The following is a 20,821-nucleotide window of genomic DNA, read 5'->3' as shown; positions in this document are numbered from 1 at the left end:
CCGGGATGCTGGCCATCAGTAGAGGTTGCAACGCGTGTCTGAACCTTCTGTCATTAATCTGCTGGTCGTGGATCGCGCCAAAGCGGATATCGAGCATATTGTCAAAACCCTGCGCGGGAATGACTACCAGGTCGAACTTACCGAAGCCGATGCGGGCGAAGCAGCCCGCAATGCCATTGATTATCAGCCGTTGGACCTGGTTCTGCTGCGGGTGGCCGAAGGGTTGCCAACGGTGGCCGAAATCCGGCTCATGGTGGCGGAATCGGGGCAGGCGATTCCACTGATTGCGCTGGTTGATGAGAGCGCGCAACAGCAACACAAACCCGCTCATCTTTTATTCGAAGGCGCCGATAATGTTGCGCCATTGGCTGACGCTGATCACTTGCTGGCGGTGATCCGCAAGGAACTGGAGCAGGCCCGGCTGCGGCGGATCGGCGAATCCTTTGAAACCCGTTTTAAGGAAAGCGAAAACCGCACCAAGGCGTTGCTGGAAAATACCCAAGAGGCCATCGCCTATATTCACGAAGGTCTGCACGCCTACGCCAACCCGGCTTATCTGCGGTTATTCGGCTATGAGGGTAAGGAAGATCTGGCCAATATCCAATTGCTGCACATGGTGCCGCCGACTTATCGGGATGCGCTAAAAAGTGTCCTGCGTCGCAGTATCCGCTCCGGCAAGGCGATTGAGCCGGTCGAACTACTTGGGGTGCGCAGCAATGGGACGATGTTTCCGATTTTTTTGGAGTGTGCGCCGACTCGGATGAACGATGAGCCTTGCACCCAGATCATCGTGCGAGATGCGACGCCGGACAAGCAAGCTCACAACCAGCAACTGGAAGATTTGCTCAAGTACGATGAGGTGACCGGACTCTACAGCCGTCGGTTTTTCCTAGAAACCCTGGAAATTGGCCACGATGGCAGCCTCCTGTATGTCTTGCTGGCTGATTATGCCACTGTCCGCTACAACATGGGATTTGAGGCGGTCGAGCAATTTGCGCGTGAAGCTGCCAACTTGATCAAAGGCTTACTGTCTTCTGAAGATATCGCTGCGCATTTCGCCAGCGGGGTGTTCACGATTTATATGCCCGCGAAATCTCCCGCCGATCCAAAAGATCTGGCTGAGCGCATCTGTGCAACCGTCGCCGCGCACACGTTCCAGATCCTCGGCAAAATGTTCAGCACCACCTGTTCCATCGGTATCTACAAGGCCAGATCTGGGGAGGAGACCACGATACAAATCCTCTCGCACGCGGATCGTGCTTGCGAGGCGGCTCGCCAGAAAGGTGGTAATCAGGTCGAGATTTACGTACCGCCCCCGTCCGATAAGAAAGGCTCAGTTAGCCCTCAGGATGAGGCCATCATCCGCATGATCCGGGAAGCGTTGACTAAGAAGGGCCATTTGAGCCTGCTTTATCAGCCGATTGTCAGCTTCGAAACTGCCGAAGAAGCGCGTTACAAAGCTTATTTGCAGATCACCGACGAAGAGGGCGGTAACCTGCAACCCATGGACAAGGTGGGTGCGGTCGCGGCGCGTTATGGCGCCATGGGTGCTCTGGATAAATGGACCATCATCCGAGGACTATCGGTACTGATGGAAACCCAGCAAGCCGGTACCAAGCCACCGATCCTATTCTTGAGGATTTCGTATAACTCTATACTAGATAAAGAATTTTTTGATTGGCTTAGTAAACGGGTCAAAGAAAGCCGATTGTCGGGACATCACTTGGTGCTGGAGATCAAGGAAGACAACGCCGAGGAGTATTTCGAGGAGGCGAAGGCGCTGCGCACCCGCTTACGAGAACTGGGGTGTGGGATTGCGTTGTCGCATTTCGGCGGTAAGCAGAATTCCGAGCGCCTGCTAAAGGAAATGCTGCCCGATTTCATCAAGCTCGATGGGAGCTTGATTGAGAAGCTGGCCAAAGCCAGAGATGAGCAAAGCCGCCGCTCTATGGCGACGTTGGCCGGACAAGCCCAGGAGTTGAATGTCCGGGTGGTCGCGGCCGGGGTGTCTACAGCACCACAGATGGCGAGCATCTGGCAATTCGGCGTGACCCTGGTGCAAGGCAATATGGTCGCAGAAGCCGGAGCAGAGCTGGATTTCGATTTCAAGCAATACGCAAGCTGACATCCTCGTCTCTTGCGGGGAACCGGGTGCCTTAGTGGGCCGGCTGCCGGTTCCCCTGGTGGCTATCAGGTTAACCTTGCCGACGCAGCGCCTCGATACGTTCTTCTAACGGTGGATGCGTCATCAACAACCTGCGCAATCCATCCCCCAGTCCACCGTTGATGCCGAATGCGGCCATCTGCGAAGGTAACTGTGACGGTTCGTGCAATTGCCGCAACCGCTCCAGCGCCGCGATCATCTTGCTACGCCCAGCCAATTTGGCCCCACCCGCGTCGGCGTGAAATTCCCGGTAGCGGCTAAACCACATCACGATCAGTGAAGCGATGAACCCAAACAGCAGTTCCAGCACCATGCTGGTCAGGTAATAGCCCATGCCGGAGCCTCGATGATCTTGGCCACGCGATAGCGCCTGATCTACCACAGAGCCAACTACCCGTGACAGGGCGATAACGAAGGTGTTGAGTATCCCTTGCAATAAAGCCAACGTCACCATGTCGCCGTTGGCAACATGGCTCACCTCATGGCCCAGCACCGCTTCCGCTTCCTCGGCCGACATCTGTTGCAACAGGCCAGTGCTCACGGCCACCAGTGCGGCATTGCGGTTGGCGCCGGTGGCGAACGCATTCGGTTCAGGTGAATCGTAAATGGCGACCTCCGGCATTCCGATGCCAGCAGCCTGCGCTTGGCGCTGGACGGTATCGACCAGCCAGCGCTCGGTTTGGCTGGTGGGTTGTGCAATCACCTGAGCGCCGACCGACATTTTGGCGATGGACTTGGACATCAGCAGGGAAATGAGCGAACCGCCCATGCCGAAAATCGTGGCAAAAACCAGCAAGCTGGTGAGATTAAGCCCCGATTCGTTTAGAAAGCGGTCCACGCCCAGCAGCCGGGCGATAATTCCCAAGAGTACGACAACCGCCAGGTTAGTGGCGACAAAGAGGAAAATGCGTTTCATAGCAAGCTCCAGCAGGGTAGTGCATGACAACCAACGATGCCGACAACTGTAGGGGCTAGCCAGCGGCAATTGCAACCGTGTCGGCGACGACTGGGTAATTGTGTCTTGGGGATTGGTTTAGTTGTGCGGCGCGCGAGTGATAAACATGGCATCACCGTAGCTAAAAAAACGATAACCTGCGGCCACCGCATGGCGGTAAGCCTCCAGGATCGCGGCCCGTCCGGCAAAAGCCGCCACCAGCATCAATAGCGTGGATTCGGGCAGATGAAAGTTGGTGATCAGCGCATCGACGCAGCGGAAGCGATAGCCGGGATAGATGAAAATGCGTGTTTCATCCGGCCCAGGTTGGGGGACACCTTGCTCGTCACTGGCTGTTTCTAACGCCCTGAGCGTGGTGGTGCCGACCGCAATCACCCGTCCGCCACGTTCCTGGGTAGCGCGGATCTGCTCGCACGTCTCCGGCGTAATTGCGAAGCGTTCGGCGTGCATGACGTGCTCGGTAATCTGTTCCATGCGGATCGGTTGGAAAGTGCCGGCGCCGACATGCAAGGTGATAAACGTGCTGGCGACGCCCATCTCACTGATCCGAGTGAGCAGGGCTTGGTCGAAATGCAGCCCGGCGGTGGGTGCTGCCACGGCGCCCGGTTGCCGGGCATAAACGGTTTGATAGCGTTCGGCGTCATGGGCGGTCGGTTCGCGGGTAATATAGGGCGGCAGGGGGAGCCGACCGTGTTGCTCCAGCCAGGTCGGTAGGGGCTGATCGATATCGACGCGGATTTCAAACAGATCCTGCTGCCGGTCAACGACGATAGCGGTGCCACCCGCATCAAATACCAACAGGCTACCTGGCTTGGGTGCTCGATTTGCCCGAATCTGTACTAAAGCCCGCTGCTCGTCCAAAACGCGCTCAACCAGCAGTTCAACCCGGCCACCGCTGGCTTTGCGGCCAGACAAGCGGGCCGGGATAACGCGAGTGTCATTAAAGACCAGCAAATCATCTGGCCGTAACAATTCCAGCAGATCGCTGAAGCGCTGGTCAGCGACCTGGCCGGTCGCACCATCCAGGGCCAATAACCGGCTATCACCGCGCTGTGCGGGGGGCTGTTGGGCAATCAATTCAGACGGTAGGTCGAAATAAAAATCTTGGCGCTGTAGCATGGGGGTCAATTTTGCCGGATGGGTCTAATCCAGTTTTGTAAATTTCAGCCGATCCTTCTGGAACCCAGACGGGTGTCGGCCCTCTCAATTCATTATTGTCGCTATCTATAAGGTATTGAAAGATGCGTAAGACCTTGCTGTTCGTCGCTGTTCTCTATGCTGTCGGTGCCTTGGCCGCCGATCCGACACCGCAAACGCCGCCCGCCGATCCCGCACCGGCGGCGACCGCCAAGCGACCCGATACCACCCATTTACAAACTGTTCTAAAGGGTGAGAAGCCTGACAGTATCACGCCGAGCGCCATTCCGGGACTCTATGAAGTCGTGCTGGGCGGGCAAGTGATTTATCTCAGTGAGGATGGCCAGTTCGCAGTCCAAGGCGAAATCGTCAATCTAACCTCGCTCGATAATCTCACGGAGAACCGGCGTGGCCAGTTACGCGGCAAGGCGATTGATGCCCTGGGTGAGCAAAATATGGTGATTTTTAGCCCCGAAGGCCCGGTTAAGCATACCGTGACGGTGTTTACCGACATCGATTGCGGTTACTGCCGCAAGCTACACACCCAGATGGAGGCTTACAACAAAGAGGGGATCAAGGTGCGTTACCTCTGGTTCCCCCGCGAGGGCATCGATTCGGAGTCATACAAGAAGGCGGTGGCGGTCTGGTGCGCCGATGATCGGCGCGCGGCAATGACCAAAGCCAAGCGTGGCGAGAATATCGAACTTAAAAGCTGTGATAATCCAGTGAAGCGAGAGTATGAGCTTGGGCAGAAATTGGGGGTACGGGGGACGCCGAGCATTATTTTAGAATCCGGCGATATGATCCCCGGCTATGTTTCGCCGACTCAACTGGCGGAGATGCTGGCGGAGGTCAAGAGCAAGACCGCCAAACCCCTTGGCCAGCCTTAGATAAAAATTGCGCTTTCTCGCAAAGCGTTTCGGGTTGCTAAGCTCAGGGCCACGCTATGTTTTTTGGCCAGAAAATTCATCCCCTCAATTTTGATCGTGCCGAGCGATTCCACCTTGATGGCGAGGCCGTAAAGCTAAGCGGCCCCGGCATGGCGTTGCGGGTCGGTTGCGAAACCGTCATGGATGGCTGTTGCCGCCTGCGCTTTGAAAATGGGCAGGTGGCCGATTCGACCCAGTATTCAGACGCAGTACGGCCCGCTTATCGGCGCGGTGCGGTTGCGACGCCCAGGCTAGAGGCCGACACGGCGCGGTTTGTAACCGCTATCGGCCAGATCGAACTTCAGCCCACCCGGCTGCGGGTAGCAATGACCGAGGTCATGCTGGAAACCGTCGCCGATGGGATCGGCTGTTGCGGTGAGGCGCTGTTGCTGAATTTTGCCCTGACCGGCGTCAACGGTTGTTACGGCCTGGGGGAACGGGCCGGGCCGCTCAACAAACTCGGCCAGACGGCTGATTTTTTGAACGTGGATGTAGTGGCGGTGTTTCGGCACACCTACGCCCGCGACGATTATGATCCCACCTATGTCGCCATTCCATTGGCGATTCTCAAAGTCGGCGAGCGCTTTTTAGGCGTGTTCTTCGATAATCCCCACCGCGTGGTGATGGATGTGGGCAAGACCCGGCCGGGGGAGTTTTGGTATCAAGCCTTCGGCGGCGTGACTGACCTCTATCTGTTGGCCGGGCCGACCTTGCGCGAGGTGACGCGCCGCTATGCCGCGCTAACTGGCCGTGCGCCCCTGCCGCCACTGTGGGCGCTGGGTTATCACCAGTGCCGCTGGGGCTATCGGCATGAGCGGGAATTTCGGGCGCTGGCCGAACAGTTCGCCGCCGCCGATGTGCCAGTCAGCGCCTTGTGGTACGACATCGACTACATGGACGAGTACCGGCTGTTTAGCTGGGATCGGCTGGATTTCCCCGACCCAGCGGGGTTGAACCGCGAACTGAAAGACGCTGGCATCCACGCCGTTACCATTGTCGATCCTGGCGTCAAACGCGAACCGGGCTATCCCGTCTACGACAGTGGCCGTGAGAAGGCGGTGTTCTGTCAGACCGCCAGCGGCCGTGAATATGTCGGCAAGGTATGGCCGGGTGATACGGTATTTCCCGATTTTAGCCTACCGGCCGCCCGCGCTTGGTGGGCAGCTTATCTGGCGGATTTTTTACGGGACAGCGCGGTGGATGGGGTCTGGCTGGATATGAACGATCCAGCCACTGGCTACAGCCGCACCGAGGAAATGTGCTTTCAACATGGTCAAGCGCCGCATGAGCGCTATCACAATCAGTACGCGCATTTTATGGCGTTGGCCAGCCGCGCGGCCTGTGAACAGCGCGATCCCGACGGTCGGCCGTTTCTGTTGACCCGCAGTGCGTGCGCTGGAACTCAGCGTTATACGGCGGTGTGGACCGGCGACAACGCCAGCAATTGGGATCATCTGCGGATGGCGCTGCCGTGCTCGCTGAACCTGAGCCTGTCCGGCATCGCCTTCAACGGCCCCGATGTCGGCGGGTTTATGGACGACACCAACGCCGAATTGCTGGTGCGCTGGCATCAAGCCTGCTGCCTGTTTCCGTTTTTCCGCAATCATTCCTCGCGGGATTCCCGCTTTCAGGAACCGTGGCAATTCGGCCCTGCCACCTTGGCGGCCATTCGGGGTGCGATTCGGCTGCGCTATCGCTTGCTGCCCTATCTTTACCAGTGCTTTTTTGCCCATTGGCGCGATGGCGACCCGGTGATCCGACCGCTGCTCTATCACTACGACCATCCCGAATATGCCCATTTGGGCGATCAGTATTTGGTTGGCGATGCGCTGCTGGTTGCGCCGATTCTGCACGGCGAGGGCCAGGGGCCGGAATCGATCCAGCGTGGTGTGAAATACCAGGAACGAAGGATCGCGTTGCCAGCGGGCTGGTGGTTCGACTTGAATCATGGCGTCTGGGTACAGGGCGGACGGGTGCTGCATTACGCGGCCGCCGCCGATGAATTGCCGCTGTTTGCCCGCGACGGCGCGGTGCTGCCGTATTACGCCGGGCCGTTGCGTAACAGTTTCATGCATTTAAGCGCCATCGAGCTGCATCTGTTCTGTCATGACCAGCCCGCACAGTTTGAGTACACGCTGGATGATCGGGAAACGCGCCGCTATGAGCAGGGCACTTGGGGCCTGGCCCAGGTGACGGCGGAAGTGCGGGAGGAGCGCACGACGGTCAAGATTGAGGAGAGCGGCGATTATCCGCGCGAAACCGTGCGCTTTACGCCGGTGGTTTATGGCCACCCGGAGGTACGGAAGCTGGAATTGACTGTCAACGGCCGGGCTGAAGAGCGGAAACTGCGAACCGAGCAACGCGAATGGCTGTGTCGGAATTTGATGGTGCAAGCTTGAAGTTTTCTAATCCGTTTATCGAATATTTTGAGTGAGTTATGAACAATAAGAATGTTGCAAAAATCTTTGTGGCGGCTATCGGGGCTGTTTTCGTAGTCGCAAGTACGATGACTTATGGGCAGGATTCCACCCGCACCAGCGTGGATTGGCACGGCTATTACACGGGGACGGTGCCTTGCGGCAGTTGCTCAGGGATCGACACCTGGCTGTATCTGAATGAATTTGATGGTAAAACGAAATATAACCTGGTCGAAACCTATCAGCAGGATAAACCGGAGACGTTCCGCGCTTCCGGCAGGGCCAAATGGCAAAAAGATGGTCCGACCCTGGCACTCAAGGGCAAGGATGAAAACCGGGTCCTGTTCGTCAGCGAGGGTTATGTCGAGTTTCTGGGCGAAGGCAGCAAGCCCTCCGGCGGTAAATCCGATTACACTTTATGGAAGCAGGATGCCTATGCGGGTCAGGGTCAACAGTTGCTAGTCAATCCGCGCAAGGTCAAAACCGAGGGTCAAAGCCAAGCCCAGCGCGTGAGCTTTACGGGCCTGATGAATTTTGAACACGTCACTGAGGGCGGGCATAAGTCGCTGCGCGCTCGTTATGTCATCGACTGCGGAAAAAAGACCTACGAAATGCCGGAAATCGCTTACTTTGCCAAGGATTTCGCCACCGGCAAGAAAATTCATGCGATGAAAAACAATGACAATCCACCGCAGCCATTCAGCGGCAAAGAGGATGTCATGGCTCAAGCAGCAGCAGCCTATTGCGGCCGGTGACGCCGGTTACGCCCTTGTTTTGTGGGTGATCGCTTTGCCGTGCGGTAACGTTGGATGATGCGCCTTTCGTTTCGTCAATCCCTAACCGTGCCCTATGTGGTGCTGGTGCTAGGGGTAGCCGCCTTGATCGGCTGGCTATCCTACCGCGCGGGCAGCCAAGCGGTGGATACGGTGGCCGATCATTTGCTGCGCGAAACCGTCGAGCGGATCAGCCAAGCGGTAGATCGTCATATCGTCGGTTCAAAGGCCGTGCTTGAGGCCGCCTTTCCCCCAGGGATGGTTGCGCCGGAGGCTATTGAAACTCATTTTGACGAGTTGCGCGCTCGATTCTGGATTGCTACGTCCTTGTATCTGGACCCGAACAATTACGTTTACTACGGTTCGCGGGAAGGCCAATTTTTTGGCTTGTGGCGACACTCGCTACAGGAAGGGGAGTTGCGCGTTAAAATCGATTCTGCCGCGCCACGTTCCTTCTATCGCTTCACCGGCATCCAGGGTCCTCTGTCTGCGCCGGTCGTGGAATCCAAGGTGCTCGATCCGCGTGAACGGCCCTGGTACAAGGTCGGTGAAACCCATCCTGGCTATGCCTGGACCCCGATTTATATCGATTTTAGTAGCAACGAACTGGTGGCGACCTCAGTTCGGCCGGTGCTCGACGTACAAGGCAGTTTGGCGGGCGTTGTCGCCTCGGATATTTCCCTGCGTCAGCTCAACGATTTTGTGCGCACGCTGAAAATCAGCGAACACTCGCTGGCGTTCATTATGGAAGTCGATGGCAAACTGATCGCTTCGTCCCGCACCAGCAATATCAAAAGATTGGCCGATGGCACCAGTCAGCGCCTCAGTGTTAGAGAGAGCGAAGATGCCTTTCAACTTGCGGCTTTCGAGCGCGTGCGGCGTGACCTCAATGGCTCAATGATCACGCCGTCACAAACTCTGCACTTTGATGCCGGTGGAGAAACAGTCGAACTGGCTTATAGCCGACTCAGCGACGCGGTGGGATTGGATTGGGTTATCGTGGTGGCGATGCCACGCGCTGATTTCATGCAGGGCGTCACCGAGAATGTGCGAAGAACGGCGATCATCGGCGGGGTGGCAGCGCTGTTGGTGGTGGGGATTGGCTTGAGTATCCTGAGCTGGGTCAGCCGAGATTTGAACAAATTAGCCGCCGCCGCCCGCGAAGTGGGACAAGGCCGACTCGATAGTCCGTTACCTGATCACCGGAACGATGAGATCGGCGATTTGGCCAACAGTTTTCGGCAGATGCAGCAGCGATTGCGAACCGATTCGCTGACCGAACTGGTCAATCGGGAAGGCATTCTGCGCAGTATTAACGACCGTATCCACCAACATCGGCGCCAAACGGACGATAGGCCGTTTGCGGTGTTCTTTATGGATTTGAATAACTTCAAACTCGTCAACGACCGCCTGGGACATGACGCGGGCGATCAAGTGCTGATCGAAATCAGCAAGCGCTTGCGTGGCTCGATTCGTTCCGGCGATTTGGTGGCACGTTACGCCGGAGATGAATTTGTTTTGCTGGCCAACGATATTCCCAATGCGGCTATTGCAGAGCAAATGCGTTCTTCTCTGGAGCGGCTGTTACGCGAGCCGATGAGCAGCATCACGACCGCCCAGCATTTAGTTAGCAGTGTGTTGGGCGGGTCGGTTGGTGTGGCCTGCTATCCAGGCGATGCAGAAACGGCCGACGAGCTAATCAAGCGGGCAGATGCCGATATGTATGCGCGTAAAGAGCGCAGTAAGGCGAATTTCTAAGCTGGAGTCAGCATCACGACCGCCCACCACCCAGCCGACACAGCGCCGTGCGCCACGACCCACCGCTTTGACGAGTGTTTCCCCTGCTGGATGAGTTAGCAAAAAACTTCATTCATGTCTGCGATTAAGCCGTACCAGTGGGTCGGCTTCGTGCGGAGGCCCGTTGGAATTTGTGCGATTTTATAAATAATTAGCATAAATTTATGGTGAAAAAATACTTTGTTTGCATATAGGCCGATGGTAAGGTCTCGTTTTGGCCGAACCCCAGCCCGCTTTGCCCGCAGCCCGATCACCGAATTTCCAGGCGAGGATTTACCCCGATGTATCAGTATGACCAATACGATCAAACCCTGGTGGATGAGCGCGTGGCGCAATATCGCGGTCAGGTCCGGCGCTATTTAGCCGGCGAACTGAGTGATGACGAATTTCGGCCCCTGCGGCTGATGAATGGGCTTTATCTCCAGCGCCACGCGCCCATGTTACGGGTGGCGATTCCCTATGGCTTGCTGTCATCACGACAACTCCGCGCTCTGGCTGATATTGCCCGCCGTTATGATAAAGGCTTTGGCCATTTCACCACGCGCCAGAATATCCAATACAACTGGCCTAAGCTGGAAGAAACACCGGATATTCTGGCTCAACTGGCCAGCGTACAGATGCACGCCATTCAAACCAGCGGCAACTGCATTCGCAATGTCACCGCCGACCATTTGGCTGGTGTGGCCAAAGATGAAATCGAAGACCCGCGCATTTATTGCGAGATCATCCGCCAGTGGTCCACCTTTCACCCGGAATTTTCCTACCTGCCGCGCAAGTTCAAAATTGCGGTGACCGGGGCTGCTCACGACCGGGCGGCTGCCCAGGTTCACGATATCGGTTTAAATTTATTGCGAGACGACCAGGGCAAAATCGGCTTTCGGGTGCTGGTGGGTGGCGGTTTAGGCCGGACCCCGCTGATTGGCCATGTCATCCGCGAATGGCTGTCGCAGCGCGATTTGCTGTCTTATCTGGAAGCCATCTTACGGGTCTACAACCAACACGGTCGGCGCGACAATCTGTTTAAAGCGCGCATCAAGATTCTGGTCAAAGCGCTCGGTCCGGAAAAATTCCGCCAGGATGTCGAGGCCGAATGGAGCCAGATCCGAGATACCGGTTTGGTGTTGGACCCGGCCGAAGTTGAGCGGGTCCGGCGCTTTTTTGCGCCGCCATCGTATGATCTTGAGGCTGCCCGCGATCTTAGTTTTGAACGATGGCTGAAAGAGGACAAAGATTTCGCTACCTGGGTGCGCCACAATGTCGCTGAGCACAAAGTGCCGGGCTATCGTAACGTCTATCTGGCACTCAAGCAGCCAGGAACCCCACCGGGCGATATCACTGCCGAGCAGATGGATGCAGTGGCGGATCTGGCCGACCGCTACAGTTTCGGCCAAATCCGCTCCACTCATCACCAAAATCTGTTGTTTGCCGATGTGTGCCAAGCCGATCTGCATCCGCTTTGGCAGGCCCTGGTCAGGCAACATCTGGCCGCGCCGGTCATCGGTACGCTGGCCGATATGATCTGCTGCCCTGGCTTGGATTATTGCAGCTTGGCAAACGCTAGCTCGATCTCAATAGCCCAGCAGATCAACGAAAAATTCGACCGCCTCGATTATCTGTACGATCTGGGTCGCCTCCAGCTCAATATGTCCGGGTGCATGAACGCTTGTGGTCATCACCATGTCGGCCATATCGGCATTCTGGGCGTCGATAAAAAGGGCGAGGAGTGGTATCAGATTTCGCTAGGCGGTTGTTCGGAGAACGATGTCTCATTAGGCGATATCCTGGGGCCGTCGGTGCCCAAGACGGAGGTCGCCAATACCCTGGAACGGATTCTTTGGGTGTATCTGGAACGGCGGGAAGATGGCGAGCGGTTTATCGATACCTTCCGCCGGATCGGCTTGGAGCCGTTCCGGCTGCGGGCCTATACGCCCGGTAGCAACGAAGCCAAACAGGAGCAGCAGCGCTATGCCGTCGGTTATTAAAAACCGGGAAATTATCGAAGATCATTGGCATCCTGCGGCCGATGAGGGCGATCTACCTGCCGGGCCGGTCATCGTCTCGCTGATCCGTTGGCAGCGGGAGCGGGATACGCTGTTAAAGCGCCAGGAACCGGTCGGTGTCCGGTTACCGAATACGGCGAATGTGGCCGATCTGGTGCAGGATTTGCCCAGCTTGGCCATAGTGGCGCTGGAGTTTCCCAAGTTTTCCGATGGTCGGGCTTATTCGCAGGCTCGGCTGCTGCGAGAGCGCTACGGCTACCGGGGTGAAATCCGCGCGGTGGGGGACGTGCTGCGCGATCAGCTCTTTTTCATGGCGCGTAGCGGATTCGACGCCTTCGCGCTGCGGTCAGATCGCGACCTGGAAGATGCCTTGCAAGCGTTCCAGGAGTTTACCGAAACCTATCAGCCAGCCGCCGATCAGCCACAACCCCTGTATCGGCGGGCGCGCTGACGCTGGCCTGAGCGATGCACGCGCTCATTGCAAGTACCAATCTGTCGGAATCGGATCGCTTGGGGTTTTAGCGTCCAGGGTGACCGCATCTGGATTTGCAGCGGCGATGTTGACGACGACGGTGGTCACGTTATCGTTGGCATCGCGCATCAGCGCAAGATGGATAAAGGCTTTGACCGCTTCCTGACAATTGTGGTTGCTTTGGGTTAGCAGGTGCGTGATCTCGTCGTCGCTGACCGTTTTATTCAGCCCATCGCTGCACAGCAAAAACATATCCCCCGTTTGTAACGGATAAACGGCCTCATCGACTAGCAATTCATCCGCCGAACCGACCGCGCGGGTAATGACATTGGCCAGCGGGTGGCGATGCGCCTCTTCCGGCGGGATCAAGCCTTGATCGACCAACTCTTGCACATGGCTGTGATCACGGGTCAACTGTTGTAACTGACCCTCGCGCAGCCGATAGATGCGGCTGTCGCCGACCCACAAGCAAGCACAGTGCGCTTCCCGCGCCAACAACACCACGACGGTGCTGCCAATGGTACGATTCTGGTAGCGCTGGGCCGATTCCTCGCGTAATCGCCGGTTGACCTTGCGCAACCCTTCCTGTACCGAACCTAGAAAAGCCTCCCAGTCATCCGGCGGTTCGATCTGCTGTAAGGTTTCGATGATCATTTGGCTGGCGATATCGCCGGCTTCGTGGCCACCCATGCCATCGGCGACCGCCCAAAGACCCAATTGAGGCAGCGACAGGCAGGCATCCTCGTTGATGACGCGGACCATGCCGACATGGCTGCGGCCGGCTGACGACCACAGGAAAGCTGGTTGTTGGCTCATGATGCACTCTCCTCGGCAGTGCCGGATTCTCCTACGTCAGGAGCGATAGTGATGCCGGCTAATTGTTTTTCTATCCAACCCCATTGTTGCCATCCGCCAGCCAGCAGTGCTACAAAACCGGCAACCGGTGGCAGGCCCTCGCAAACCAGCAGGCAGCGAGGGATGCGCTCGGAGCCTTCGGTCCACCACAGGCTTGACCGAGCTAAACTGCGATTTAACAGATCGCTCGCCAGCGTCGGCTCAATTGATGCCAGTCCCAGGCTTTCCGGCCAGACATAGTACCAAATGTTACCGACGGCACTGCCGATCTCGGTTTCTAGAGAGGTGTCTGGTGTGCCCAGGGCGGCGACTTGTCGGCTAAAATCGTCCAGATCCAGACTGTCGAGGTCGAGGCCCATGAGTGCCAACTGTTCGGCTTGAAGGAACCAAGGTTCAGCGGTTAACGGTAATGCGAACAAGGGTGATGCCGGCTCCAGGGGAATAGTGATGGCGAGGGGGTAGTAACGACCGACTCGGTCCACGCTTGGCATCAGGATGCCTGTATAACCCATCGGCCCACATGATCCGGGGCCGAGCGCGAAGCGCCAAATCGGGCTGGTGCAATAGTATTCACGCCACATCTCCGCCAACTGAGTTCGGCTTTGGGCGATGGCGGCTTGCAGCCAGGTATCCCAGGGATCGAGAAAGGATTTTGGCAAGTGGCGGCCAATAAAATCCCCCCGAGCTGGCAGCTTACCGAAAAAACCCGCCACGCGCTGGGCTATTGGTTCCGACATGGGGTATTTCCGGGCATTGAAAGCGGCTGTTTTTGGTGCGATCAAAATAACGGATCAGAAATTCATTATAGCTGTTCCGGGCAACGGAAATTTTCCAATTCCCGCAAACGAAACGGGTTATTAGCCCCCGCTGTGCGCAGGTCATAAACCGCTTGTCGGCCACCCAACTGAAAGGTAACCCGGAATTGACCGGTACTGAGCGGTTCCATCCGCGCCTTGTCGAGCAGCTTGAACCAAGCCCAAGGACCGGTTTCAGTGTATTGGGCCGGATTAGTGCCGGCCGATTGCATTTCCAGCTTGGCTTGACCAGCCGCACCGGTCCACTGGACGTTAACCGTTCGGGGTGCTTGGCCGGCCGTATAAGCGAGTGTCTGACCATCCGGGGCGATCACCACTTGCCCGGCATCGCCACCCATCTCCACCGGCGTGAGTTGAAAGCGGATAGTCGGCGTCTGCCCACCGCCGGCGAAAAGCGAGTCACGCACGGCGGCGGCCCGTTGGAAAATTTGCAAGATTTCCGGTGGCACACTCTGCTCGGGACCCGTCGGACCACGCCAGCGCCAAGCACCTTGGGAGGTATCGACGTAGGGCTGAAGATGCTGCTTGAAAAAGCCATCCAGCAAACCGTTGGGGCCAAAGAAGCGGCCAAATGCGGCCAGGGTAGCATCCGGCGGACCTTGCACCGTGGGTGGGCTGATCGTGGTGACGGTAGAGTCCATCGTCCACTTGATACTGTTGGGTGGCACGGCCGAACCGGTGCCGCCGCTGGGTCCACCGCCAGCCCAGCTAATTGAGCTACGCACCAAGGGATAACGGTTATTCAGGTTATCCTGAAAAAAAGCGGCAATCTGTGCCGCTTTCCATCCTGCGTTCAAACGGTCGCGCAAGCTGCGCACAATATCCGCGCTATCTTGGGCTAATTTGTTAAGCAGCAGATTAAACGGCGGTGGTTTGCGGGCGGCATCCGCCTGTAGCTGGCTGACCACAGTCCCAAACTGCGTTTTAAGGTTGTCTGGCACCTTGCCGTCGGGGCTGGATTCCCGCGCCCGGCCGATAGCGTTCATATGACCGTAGAGGTCGTTAACGGCGGATAGCGTTTTATCGAGCGCCGGGATCGTGCCTTCGGGGCCGGTGATTTCGCGGCCATACTGGGTGTTGAGGCCCACCAGGCGCGGCTCGATTCCACAGTTGAGCGGCTTGTTTTGCGCTGCCGGGTCTGGATTGTCGCCGAGAATGCCGGCGATCTTATCCGTCAGCGACCGGTCGGCGGGCGGTTTGCTGGCGTCCGGTGGGGCGGGCGCCGGTGGCCGATCCAAAGCGGTTTCACGGGCGATGGTTTGAAATAAGGTGCGCAAGGGCGAGGTCGGGCTTGAGAGGACTTGCAGGATGTCGAGCGCCGCTTCGGGGCTATCGAATTCCTTGATCTTGATATCGCTGAGCAAGTCTTGCCACAGCCGCACGTAATCGGCCCAGTAAAGCCGGCAAACGCCGTCGGCGATTTGCTGGCGGTCGGCCGGCGTGTTGGCTATCCGTGCTGCCGGTCCCAAGATCCAGCTTTCATCGGCCAGCCGTTCCACCAGCTTGGGGGTTTCGGTCAGAAAGAATTGATAGTAACCGTTGTAGGTGTAAAGGCCGGAAACGCCACCGTTAAGCGGCTGACCGCTTTTACGGTCGAAGACTCGTGGCGTATCCGGGCCGGCGGCGCTGGTGAGGCCGATTTCGGGCAAATTACCCGCAGTGCGTTGATTGTGTTTGACGCGCTCGTAAACCCGTTGGGCGAGCGGAACCTGGTTGAGCAGGGCGCGGACGCTTTGAATGAGGGTATTGTCCAGGGCGATGGGTGATTTCAGCGGCGCCTGTTCCAGCAGTGCGGCGAGGTGAGCGTTCAAATGGTCACGCTGTTCCCGGTCAACGGTCCTGGGCAAATTCGTTTGCCATTCCTGTTCTAGCCACGCTTTCACAGCGTTGGCATCGAAATGCTCGGTGTCATCCATCATCAGGTAGATCTTGAGCGTGTCGTACAAGTAGCCGGGATTATTGGTGTTTTGGCGCAAACGCTCTTCTAGGCGCAGGATGATGCGCGGCAAGAAAGCCTGACTCAGCAGGCGTTGATAAATCGCCAGTGCCTCCCCGCCCAGCTTATCGCCCTGATAGAGGCCAAATCCCATCAGCCACGGCTTGCCGGTGTCGCGTTCGCCGTAACCGCCGGGGATGGCGCGGGCGACATCCAACAGCGGCAAAGCGGCAGCCGGGTCGGTCTGGTCGGCAGACAGCGCCTGAATCTGCTTATTCACTTCCACCCGTTGTTTTTCGACTGCCCGCACATACATCTCGTTGCGCGCGTAACTGGTCAACCACAGCAGGGCGGCCGCTATGGTGATCAGTAAAGCACCGGCATAAGCGCCGCGCTGAATCCAGGCCCGCCAGCGCTCCACTCGCAGATTGGCACCGGCGATTTCGGCTTCAGGAAAGATCACATCGCGCAACAGGCGGGTGATGAAATAGCTGCGGCCTTTACCGGAGAATGTGCTGAGGGCTTGTCGCCGTAAGCCGAACGTCGTGGCCAAGGCGCTCATCAGCCGATCAATCGGCGTACCCTCCTGGGTGCCGCTGGTCAAATACACGCCCCGCAGGAGCACGCGCTCTTCAAAGCGGCTGGGCCGGAACACGGCCTGCAAAAACTGTTCAGCGACCTGTTTCAGTGAGCCGAATTGCTGGGGAAAGGTATAAATCAGATCGCGTCGTGGCGGATCACGCTCGTTCTGCAAGCGCTCCACCAGCCGGTCGTTGAGGCGCTGTTCCAGCAAGTCGAATTCGCCCCGGAAATACTGAATCACCCCATCAGTGTCGGCGGGGTCATCCATCGGGAAGGTCATACCCCAGACTTGATCGCGTTCTTCTTTGCCCAGATCGTTGAAAAATTCGATAAAGCCGGCGATCAAATCCGCCTTGGTGAACAGCACATAAATGGGGAAGCGGATGCCGAAATGCTCGTGCAATTCCTGGATACGCTGCTTGATGGCCAGCGCATCGGCCGCCCGCTCGTCTTCGCGCTTTTGCATCAGATCGGCAAGGCTGATCGCGACAAAGGCACCGTTGATCGGCCGGCGGCGGCGGTGCTTCTTGAGTAAATCGAGAAAACCGCGCCACGCGGCCCGGTCAACTTCCTCATGGCTGTCTTGCGTGGTGTAGCGGCCGGCGGTATCCAGCAAGACCGCCTCGTCAGTGAACCACCAATCGCAGTTGCGGGTGCCGCCCACGCCGCGCACCTTGCCGGCACCGAGCGGAAAGCGCAGGCCGGAATTGATCAGTGCGGTGGTTTTGCCAGAGCCGGGCGGGCCGATGATGATGTACCACGGTAGCTGGTAAAGATATTGCCCGCGTCCGGTTTTACCGCCCAGCCGGGTCTTTTTCAGCACGCCCAGGGCTTCATCGAGTCCTTGCTTGAGCGTGGAGATTTCTTCGGCCGAGGCGGCTTCTTGCTCTTTCTTTTTTTGCTGTTGTTCGCGGGCGGCGCTGTCGTCGGCCGATCCCGCACCGCCGCCACCTGATTGGCCAGCCTGACCGGCCTGACCGGCCAGATCCGCCAGCATGTCGCGGTTGCTGCGTAACGTTTGGACGTAGTAGACGACCTTGTAGATCGCCATCGAGCCGCCAAAGGCCAGGATGGTGGCGACACGGCCCAGATCGGTAGCCAGCGGCGAGCTGCCGGCTACTGAGATCAGCGGGCCTAGATACCAGATCAGCGCGCCGACGGCGAGAAAGCCGGTGATGCCGATCAGCCAAGGATTTTTGAGAAAATTCAGGATCTTCTTCATGGCCCTTGACCTAATTGACGCGCGCGAGCAGGACGATATCAACCCGCCGGTTGAGCGCTCGATTCTGCGGATTATCGTTGGCAACCACGGGTTGCGTGTCGGCACGACCTTCGCTGATGAAGCGGTTGGGGTTATTGCCGGCAGACGCCAGGATTTGCACCACGCTGTCGGCGCGGGCTTTTGATAGATGCCAGTTGGAGGGGAATTGCAGGGTGCGGATCGGCACATTATCGCTGTGACCCGTCACCAGAACCCGGCCTTGCACCTTGGCGAACTCAGCACCGATTTGTTGTAGCAACCCTTGTAAGGTGGCCTTGACCTCGGCTTTGCCGGATTCGAACAGCCCATCGCCACGGATGCGGATGGTGGTTTGCTGGGGTTCTTCGATCACTTTCACCAGCCCTTGCTGCACTTGAGGCTCTAGAAAAGCGCGTATTCGTTGGCTGGCCGCTGCAAAACCTGGATCGATTTTGACAGCAGCGGCGGTGGCAGTAACCCCGCCGCGCCGCACAGTGGCCATGGTTTGGCCACGGATGTCAGCGAGCGCGGCAAGCACCGGATCGGAGGCTTTGTTGAGCGACCAGTTAAACAGCGCGTAAGCCAACAGCAGCAAAGCGGCGGCGACGCCCGCCACCACCCAGAGTGGGACGTAGCGGATCAGCGGATTGCGTTGGTCGAGCACCCCGCGCCAGTGTGGCGATAAGTCGCGCTCGAACTCGCCGCGCGCGCTGCGGATGGCGTTATACGTGCGCTCCCGCTGCTCTTCCAGCCGGCCGCGACCGTTTTCTAGCAGCTTGTAGCGCCCCTGGATGCCGAAGGCTAGGCACAAATACATCAATTCCAGCAGATAGAGATTCTTGCGCGGGTCCTGGACGACGGAATCCAGCAACTCGAAAAACTTTTCACCGCCCCAGGCTTCATTATGGAAGGTGATCAGCAGGCTGTTTTCGCTCCACTGGCTGGCTCGGCCCCAGGGCGTGTTCAGAACCACTTCATCGAGCGTGGTGCAGAGCACATAGCGGGCGCGAAAGGTGGTTTTTTCATCAATACCCGCATTGCGGGCCTGGGCGGTAAAGGTTTTCAGTTCCTCAATCATCCGCTGGCGCAACTGCTCAGGATCGGGATGTGTGGAAGTGTTTTTCAGGCGTGTGATCAAGCTCAGGAGCGGCGCGGCGGCGGCTTCCAGTGGGTTCAAGCCAACGCCACCGGCGACGGTCACGTCTTCTGGCGCACTGACCGACGGTGGGCGCGGTGGCGGTGTACTGCGGCCAGGTCGGCGGCCACCCGGTGCTGGCCGGATGATCGTGCGGCTGGTATCTTCGTCAGACGTCGCAAACGGATCGTCGATGGTCACAGTCGGCTACTCTTTGATGGCCCAGAAAACCATTTCCAACCCAGGGAATTCACCGCCGACGAAAAAGGCGAAACCGCCCGAATTGAGCAGTTGTTTCCAAAATTCACTGTTGCGATCAAGCCGGAAATAGATGAAGTCCGCTCGATAAGGGATCTCGCGCGGCGCCACCGGCAGCGCGCTGACGCCGATACCGGGTAAATGATGGTTGATGAGTTTGGCAATCAGTTCGACCGGGCCAATCTTGAGTTGAGGGGGGAAACGAGAGCGCACCACCTCGGCGGCTAGGTCGGCCCGAACCGCCAGAATAAAGTTGGCCTTGGTGAGCAACGGTTTTTCCCGGTCGGTAATGATGCCGACACGGATACCAAACTGGCGTTCTTCCAGAGGGATCTGGATGGCGGCATCCACTTCCTCCAGGCTCAGTGAGCGTCGTAGCTCCTGCATGATCGGCGCAAAGGTTTTCTGCAAATCATCATGATCATAAGCCGGAAAGGGCGGCGGCCGACGTTTCACTTTATCTGTGAAAGTGGCCATCTCCCCAGCCATTTGCAGGGCGATTTGGTAAAACATTTCGGGGTGTAAACCCTGCATGATGGTTAGATGGGCGAAGAGCGGTTCGAAACGGTTAACGGCTTGCAGACGCATAAACTGGGCCAAGTCCAATGCCGCTGCGCGGGCGGTGCCGCCGCCGACCACTCGGTCAGCCAATGCGTCACCGCGTTGGTGCAGCAGGCCGAGCAACTCGGCGACGAAACCTTGCAAAACCGGCACGCCACGGCAGTCCAGGCAGGGCGGCAGGTAGTGCTCGTCAAGGACGATCTTCTGATCAGGCCGCTTTTCGACCACACGCGCGATACCGATACCGGTATATTCGCTCAAGTCCTTGCTATCGGGAAATAACCGCAAGCGGGGGTCGCCGGTTTCGACAAAGGCGCTGTTGTTGGCCGTGTCGATGTTGTTATCGCGCACTTCATGGGCGGTGGCGCGATAACGGGCCGCCGTATCGGCCTGCTCGCCACGCTCCACATCGGCCATGCCGGTGCGGCGCAAGGGTAGAGCCAATATGACCCGGACATCGCGGGCGGTCGCGTCGATGTCAAGCGGTACGGGTGGCGGGTCGTGGTCGGGAATGCTGAATGGGGTACCGTCCGGTAACAGGCCCTTGGCTGAGGTGATGGCGACTTTACCGAGGGCCAGCGTTTCCCGATCCAGCGCCAACTCAGTCACACCCCAACCGTAAGGGCGCAACGGGCTACAGGATTGCCGGACGAAGGCTTCCAGATAACGGTCCTGCTGCTGGAAATGCTGAGGTCGCAGGAACATGCCTTCCGACCATACCACTTTGCTGTACCAACTCATGGGCATCTTGCTCGTTTCAGCGCTGGGTTGACTGGGGAGTGACGGACATCGTTT

Annotated in this window: 14 protein-coding genes; 7 read left to right on the top strand and 7 right to left on the bottom strand. The window is 57.9% G+C overall.

Annotation, left to right across the window (positions count from 1 at the left end; genetic code table 11):
• Nucleotides 1–34 precede the first annotated feature (34 nt).
• On the top strand, nucleotides 35–2,125 hold the full coding sequence (locus tag BN873_RS09225; protein ID WP_048673144.1) for a GGDEF/EAL domain-containing response regulator: 2,091 nt from the start codon (nucleotides 35–37) through the stop codon (nucleotides 2,123–2,125).
• 70 nt (nucleotides 2,126–2,195) lie between these two features.
• On the opposite strand, the gene htpX is transcribed toward BN873_RS09225, so the two are convergent.
• Together htpX and queA are read right to left on the bottom strand one after the other, a co-directional pair.
• Nucleotides 2,196–3,080: a protease HtpX gene (gene htpX / locus BN873_RS09220; protein ID WP_048673142.1), complete on the bottom strand. Its 885-nt coding sequence runs from the start codon at nucleotides 3,078–3,080 to the stop codon at nucleotides 2,196–2,198.
• A 117-nt stretch (nucleotides 3,081–3,197) separates the two neighbouring features.
• Entirely contained in the window at nucleotides 3,198–4,238 is a 1,041-nt protein-coding gene (gene queA / locus BN873_RS09215; RefSeq protein ID WP_048673140.1) for a tRNA preQ1(34) S-adenosylmethionine ribosyltransferase-isomerase QueA, read from the bottom strand.
• 122 nt (nucleotides 4,239–4,360) lie between these two features.
• On the opposite strand from queA, the gene BN873_RS09210 reads away from it, so the two are divergent.
• From BN873_RS09210 to BN873_RS09185, 6 genes are all read left to right on the top strand, one after another.
• Complete coding sequence (locus tag BN873_RS09210; RefSeq protein ID WP_053085286.1) at nucleotides 4,361–5,146, top strand: DsbC family protein; 786 nt, start codon at nucleotides 4,361–4,363, stop codon at nucleotides 5,144–5,146.
• A 56-nt stretch (nucleotides 5,147–5,202) separates the two neighbouring features.
• Complete coding sequence (locus BN873_RS09205; protein ID WP_048673138.1) at nucleotides 5,203–7,584, top strand: glycoside hydrolase family 31 protein; 2,382 nt, start codon at nucleotides 5,203–5,205, stop codon at nucleotides 7,582–7,584.
• Nucleotides 7,585–7,622: 38 nt separating this feature from the next.
• Nucleotides 7,623–8,357, top strand: coding sequence for a copper resistance protein NlpE (locus tag BN873_RS09200; protein WP_048673135.1), 735 nt, complete (start codon nucleotides 7,623–7,625; stop codon nucleotides 8,355–8,357).
• A gap of 54 nt (nucleotides 8,358–8,411) precedes the next feature.
• Complete coding sequence (locus tag BN873_RS09195) at nucleotides 8,412–10,133, top strand: sensor domain-containing diguanylate cyclase (protein WP_048673133.1); 1,722 nt, start codon at nucleotides 8,412–8,414, stop codon at nucleotides 10,131–10,133.
• Between the two features lie 320 nt (nucleotides 10,134–10,453).
• Nucleotides 10,454–12,154 (top strand): nitrite/sulfite reductase, encoded by a 1,701-nt coding sequence (locus BN873_RS09190; RefSeq protein WP_048673131.1) that lies wholly within the window; start codon nucleotides 10,454–10,456, stop codon nucleotides 12,152–12,154.
• Nucleotides 12,138–12,623, top strand: coding sequence for a DUF934 domain-containing protein (locus BN873_RS09185; RefSeq protein WP_048673130.1), 486 nt, complete (start codon nucleotides 12,138–12,140; stop codon nucleotides 12,621–12,623). Before BN873_RS09190 ends, BN873_RS09185 begins: the two co-directional genes overlap by 17 nt.
• 24 nt (nucleotides 12,624–12,647) lie before the next feature.
• Here the strand turns inward: BN873_RS09185 and BN873_RS09180 are convergent, their stop codons facing one another.
• From BN873_RS09180 to tssK, 5 genes are all read right to left on the bottom strand, one after another.
• The gene (locus BN873_RS09180) at nucleotides 12,648–13,460 is read right to left on the bottom strand and encodes a PP2C family protein-serine/threonine phosphatase (RefSeq protein ID WP_048673128.1); all 813 of its coding nucleotides are present in this window, start codon (nucleotides 13,458–13,460) and stop codon (nucleotides 12,648–12,650) included.
• A complete protein-coding gene (gene tagF, locus BN873_RS09175; RefSeq protein ID WP_048673126.1) occupies nucleotides 13,457–14,236 on the bottom strand; it encodes a type VI secretion system-associated protein TagF in 780 nt (259 codons plus the stop codon). Before tagF ends, BN873_RS09180 begins: the two co-directional genes overlap by 4 nt.
• A gap of 65 nt (nucleotides 14,237–14,301) precedes the next feature.
• The gene (tssM, locus tag BN873_RS09170; RefSeq protein ID WP_048673123.1) at nucleotides 14,302–18,054 is read right to left on the bottom strand and encodes a type VI secretion system membrane subunit TssM; all 3,753 of its coding nucleotides are present in this window, start codon (nucleotides 18,052–18,054) and stop codon (nucleotides 14,302–14,304) included.
• A gap of 10 nt (nucleotides 18,055–18,064) precedes the next feature.
• Nucleotides 18,065–19,408, bottom strand: coding sequence for a type IVB secretion system protein IcmH/DotU (icmH, locus tag BN873_RS09165; RefSeq protein ID WP_048673121.1), 1,344 nt, complete (start codon nucleotides 19,406–19,408; stop codon nucleotides 18,065–18,067).
• A 6-nt stretch (nucleotides 19,409–19,414) separates the two neighbouring features.
• On the bottom strand, nucleotides 19,415–20,767 hold the full coding sequence (gene tssK / locus BN873_RS09160; RefSeq protein ID WP_048673119.1) for a type VI secretion system baseplate subunit TssK: 1,353 nt from the start codon (nucleotides 20,765–20,767) through the stop codon (nucleotides 19,415–19,417).
• Nucleotides 20,768–20,821: the final 54 nt, after the last annotated feature.

Origin of the sequence: Candidatus Competibacter denitrificans Run_A_D11, from assembly GCF_001051235.1 — a bacterium.
Lineage (GTDB): Bacteria > Pseudomonadota > Gammaproteobacteria > Competibacterales > Competibacteraceae > Competibacter_A > Competibacter_A denitrificans.
Note: the sequence above shows the minus strand (reverse complement) of the source record. Positions and strands in the feature narration are given on the sequence as shown.

Excerpts from the sequence above, each read along its gene's own strand:
- tssK (WP_048673119.1), bottom strand. The coding sequence starts at position 20,767 with ATGAGTTGGTACAGCAAAGTGGTATGGTCGGAAGGCATGTTCCTGCGA.
- BN873_RS09180 (WP_048673128.1), bottom strand. The coding sequence starts at position 13,460 with ATGAGCCAACAACCAGCTTTCCTGTGGTCGTCAGCCGGCCGCAGCCAT.
- tssM (WP_048673123.1), bottom strand. The coding sequence starts at position 18,054 with ATGAAGAAGATCCTGAATTTTCTCAAAAATCCTTGGCTGATCGGCATC.
- BN873_RS09185 (WP_048673130.1), top strand. The coding sequence starts at position 12,138 with ATGCCGTCGGTTATTAAAAACCGGGAAATTATCGAAGATCATTGGCAT.
- BN873_RS09200 (WP_048673135.1), top strand. The coding sequence starts at position 7,623 with ATGAACAATAAGAATGTTGCAAAAATCTTTGTGGCGGCTATCGGGGCT.
- BN873_RS09195 (WP_048673133.1), top strand. The coding sequence starts at position 8,412 with ATGATGCGCCTTTCGTTTCGTCAATCCCTAACCGTGCCCTATGTGGTG.
- htpX (WP_048673142.1), bottom strand. The coding sequence starts at position 3,080 with ATGAAACGCATTTTCCTCTTTGTCGCCACTAACCTGGCGGTTGTCGTA.
- queA (WP_048673140.1), bottom strand. The coding sequence starts at position 4,238 with ATGCTACAGCGCCAAGATTTTTATTTCGACCTACCGTCTGAATTGATT.
- BN873_RS09210 (WP_053085286.1), top strand. The coding sequence starts at position 4,361 with ATGCGTAAGACCTTGCTGTTCGTCGCTGTTCTCTATGCTGTCGGTGCC.
- BN873_RS09190 (WP_048673131.1), top strand. The coding sequence starts at position 10,454 with ATGTATCAGTATGACCAATACGATCAAACCCTGGTGGATGAGCGCGTG.
- BN873_RS09205 (WP_048673138.1), top strand. The coding sequence starts at position 5,203 with ATGTTTTTTGGCCAGAAAATTCATCCCCTCAATTTTGATCGTGCCGAG.
- tagF (WP_048673126.1), bottom strand. The coding sequence starts at position 14,236 with ATGTCGGAACCAATAGCCCAGCGCGTGGCGGGTTTTTTCGGTAAGCTG.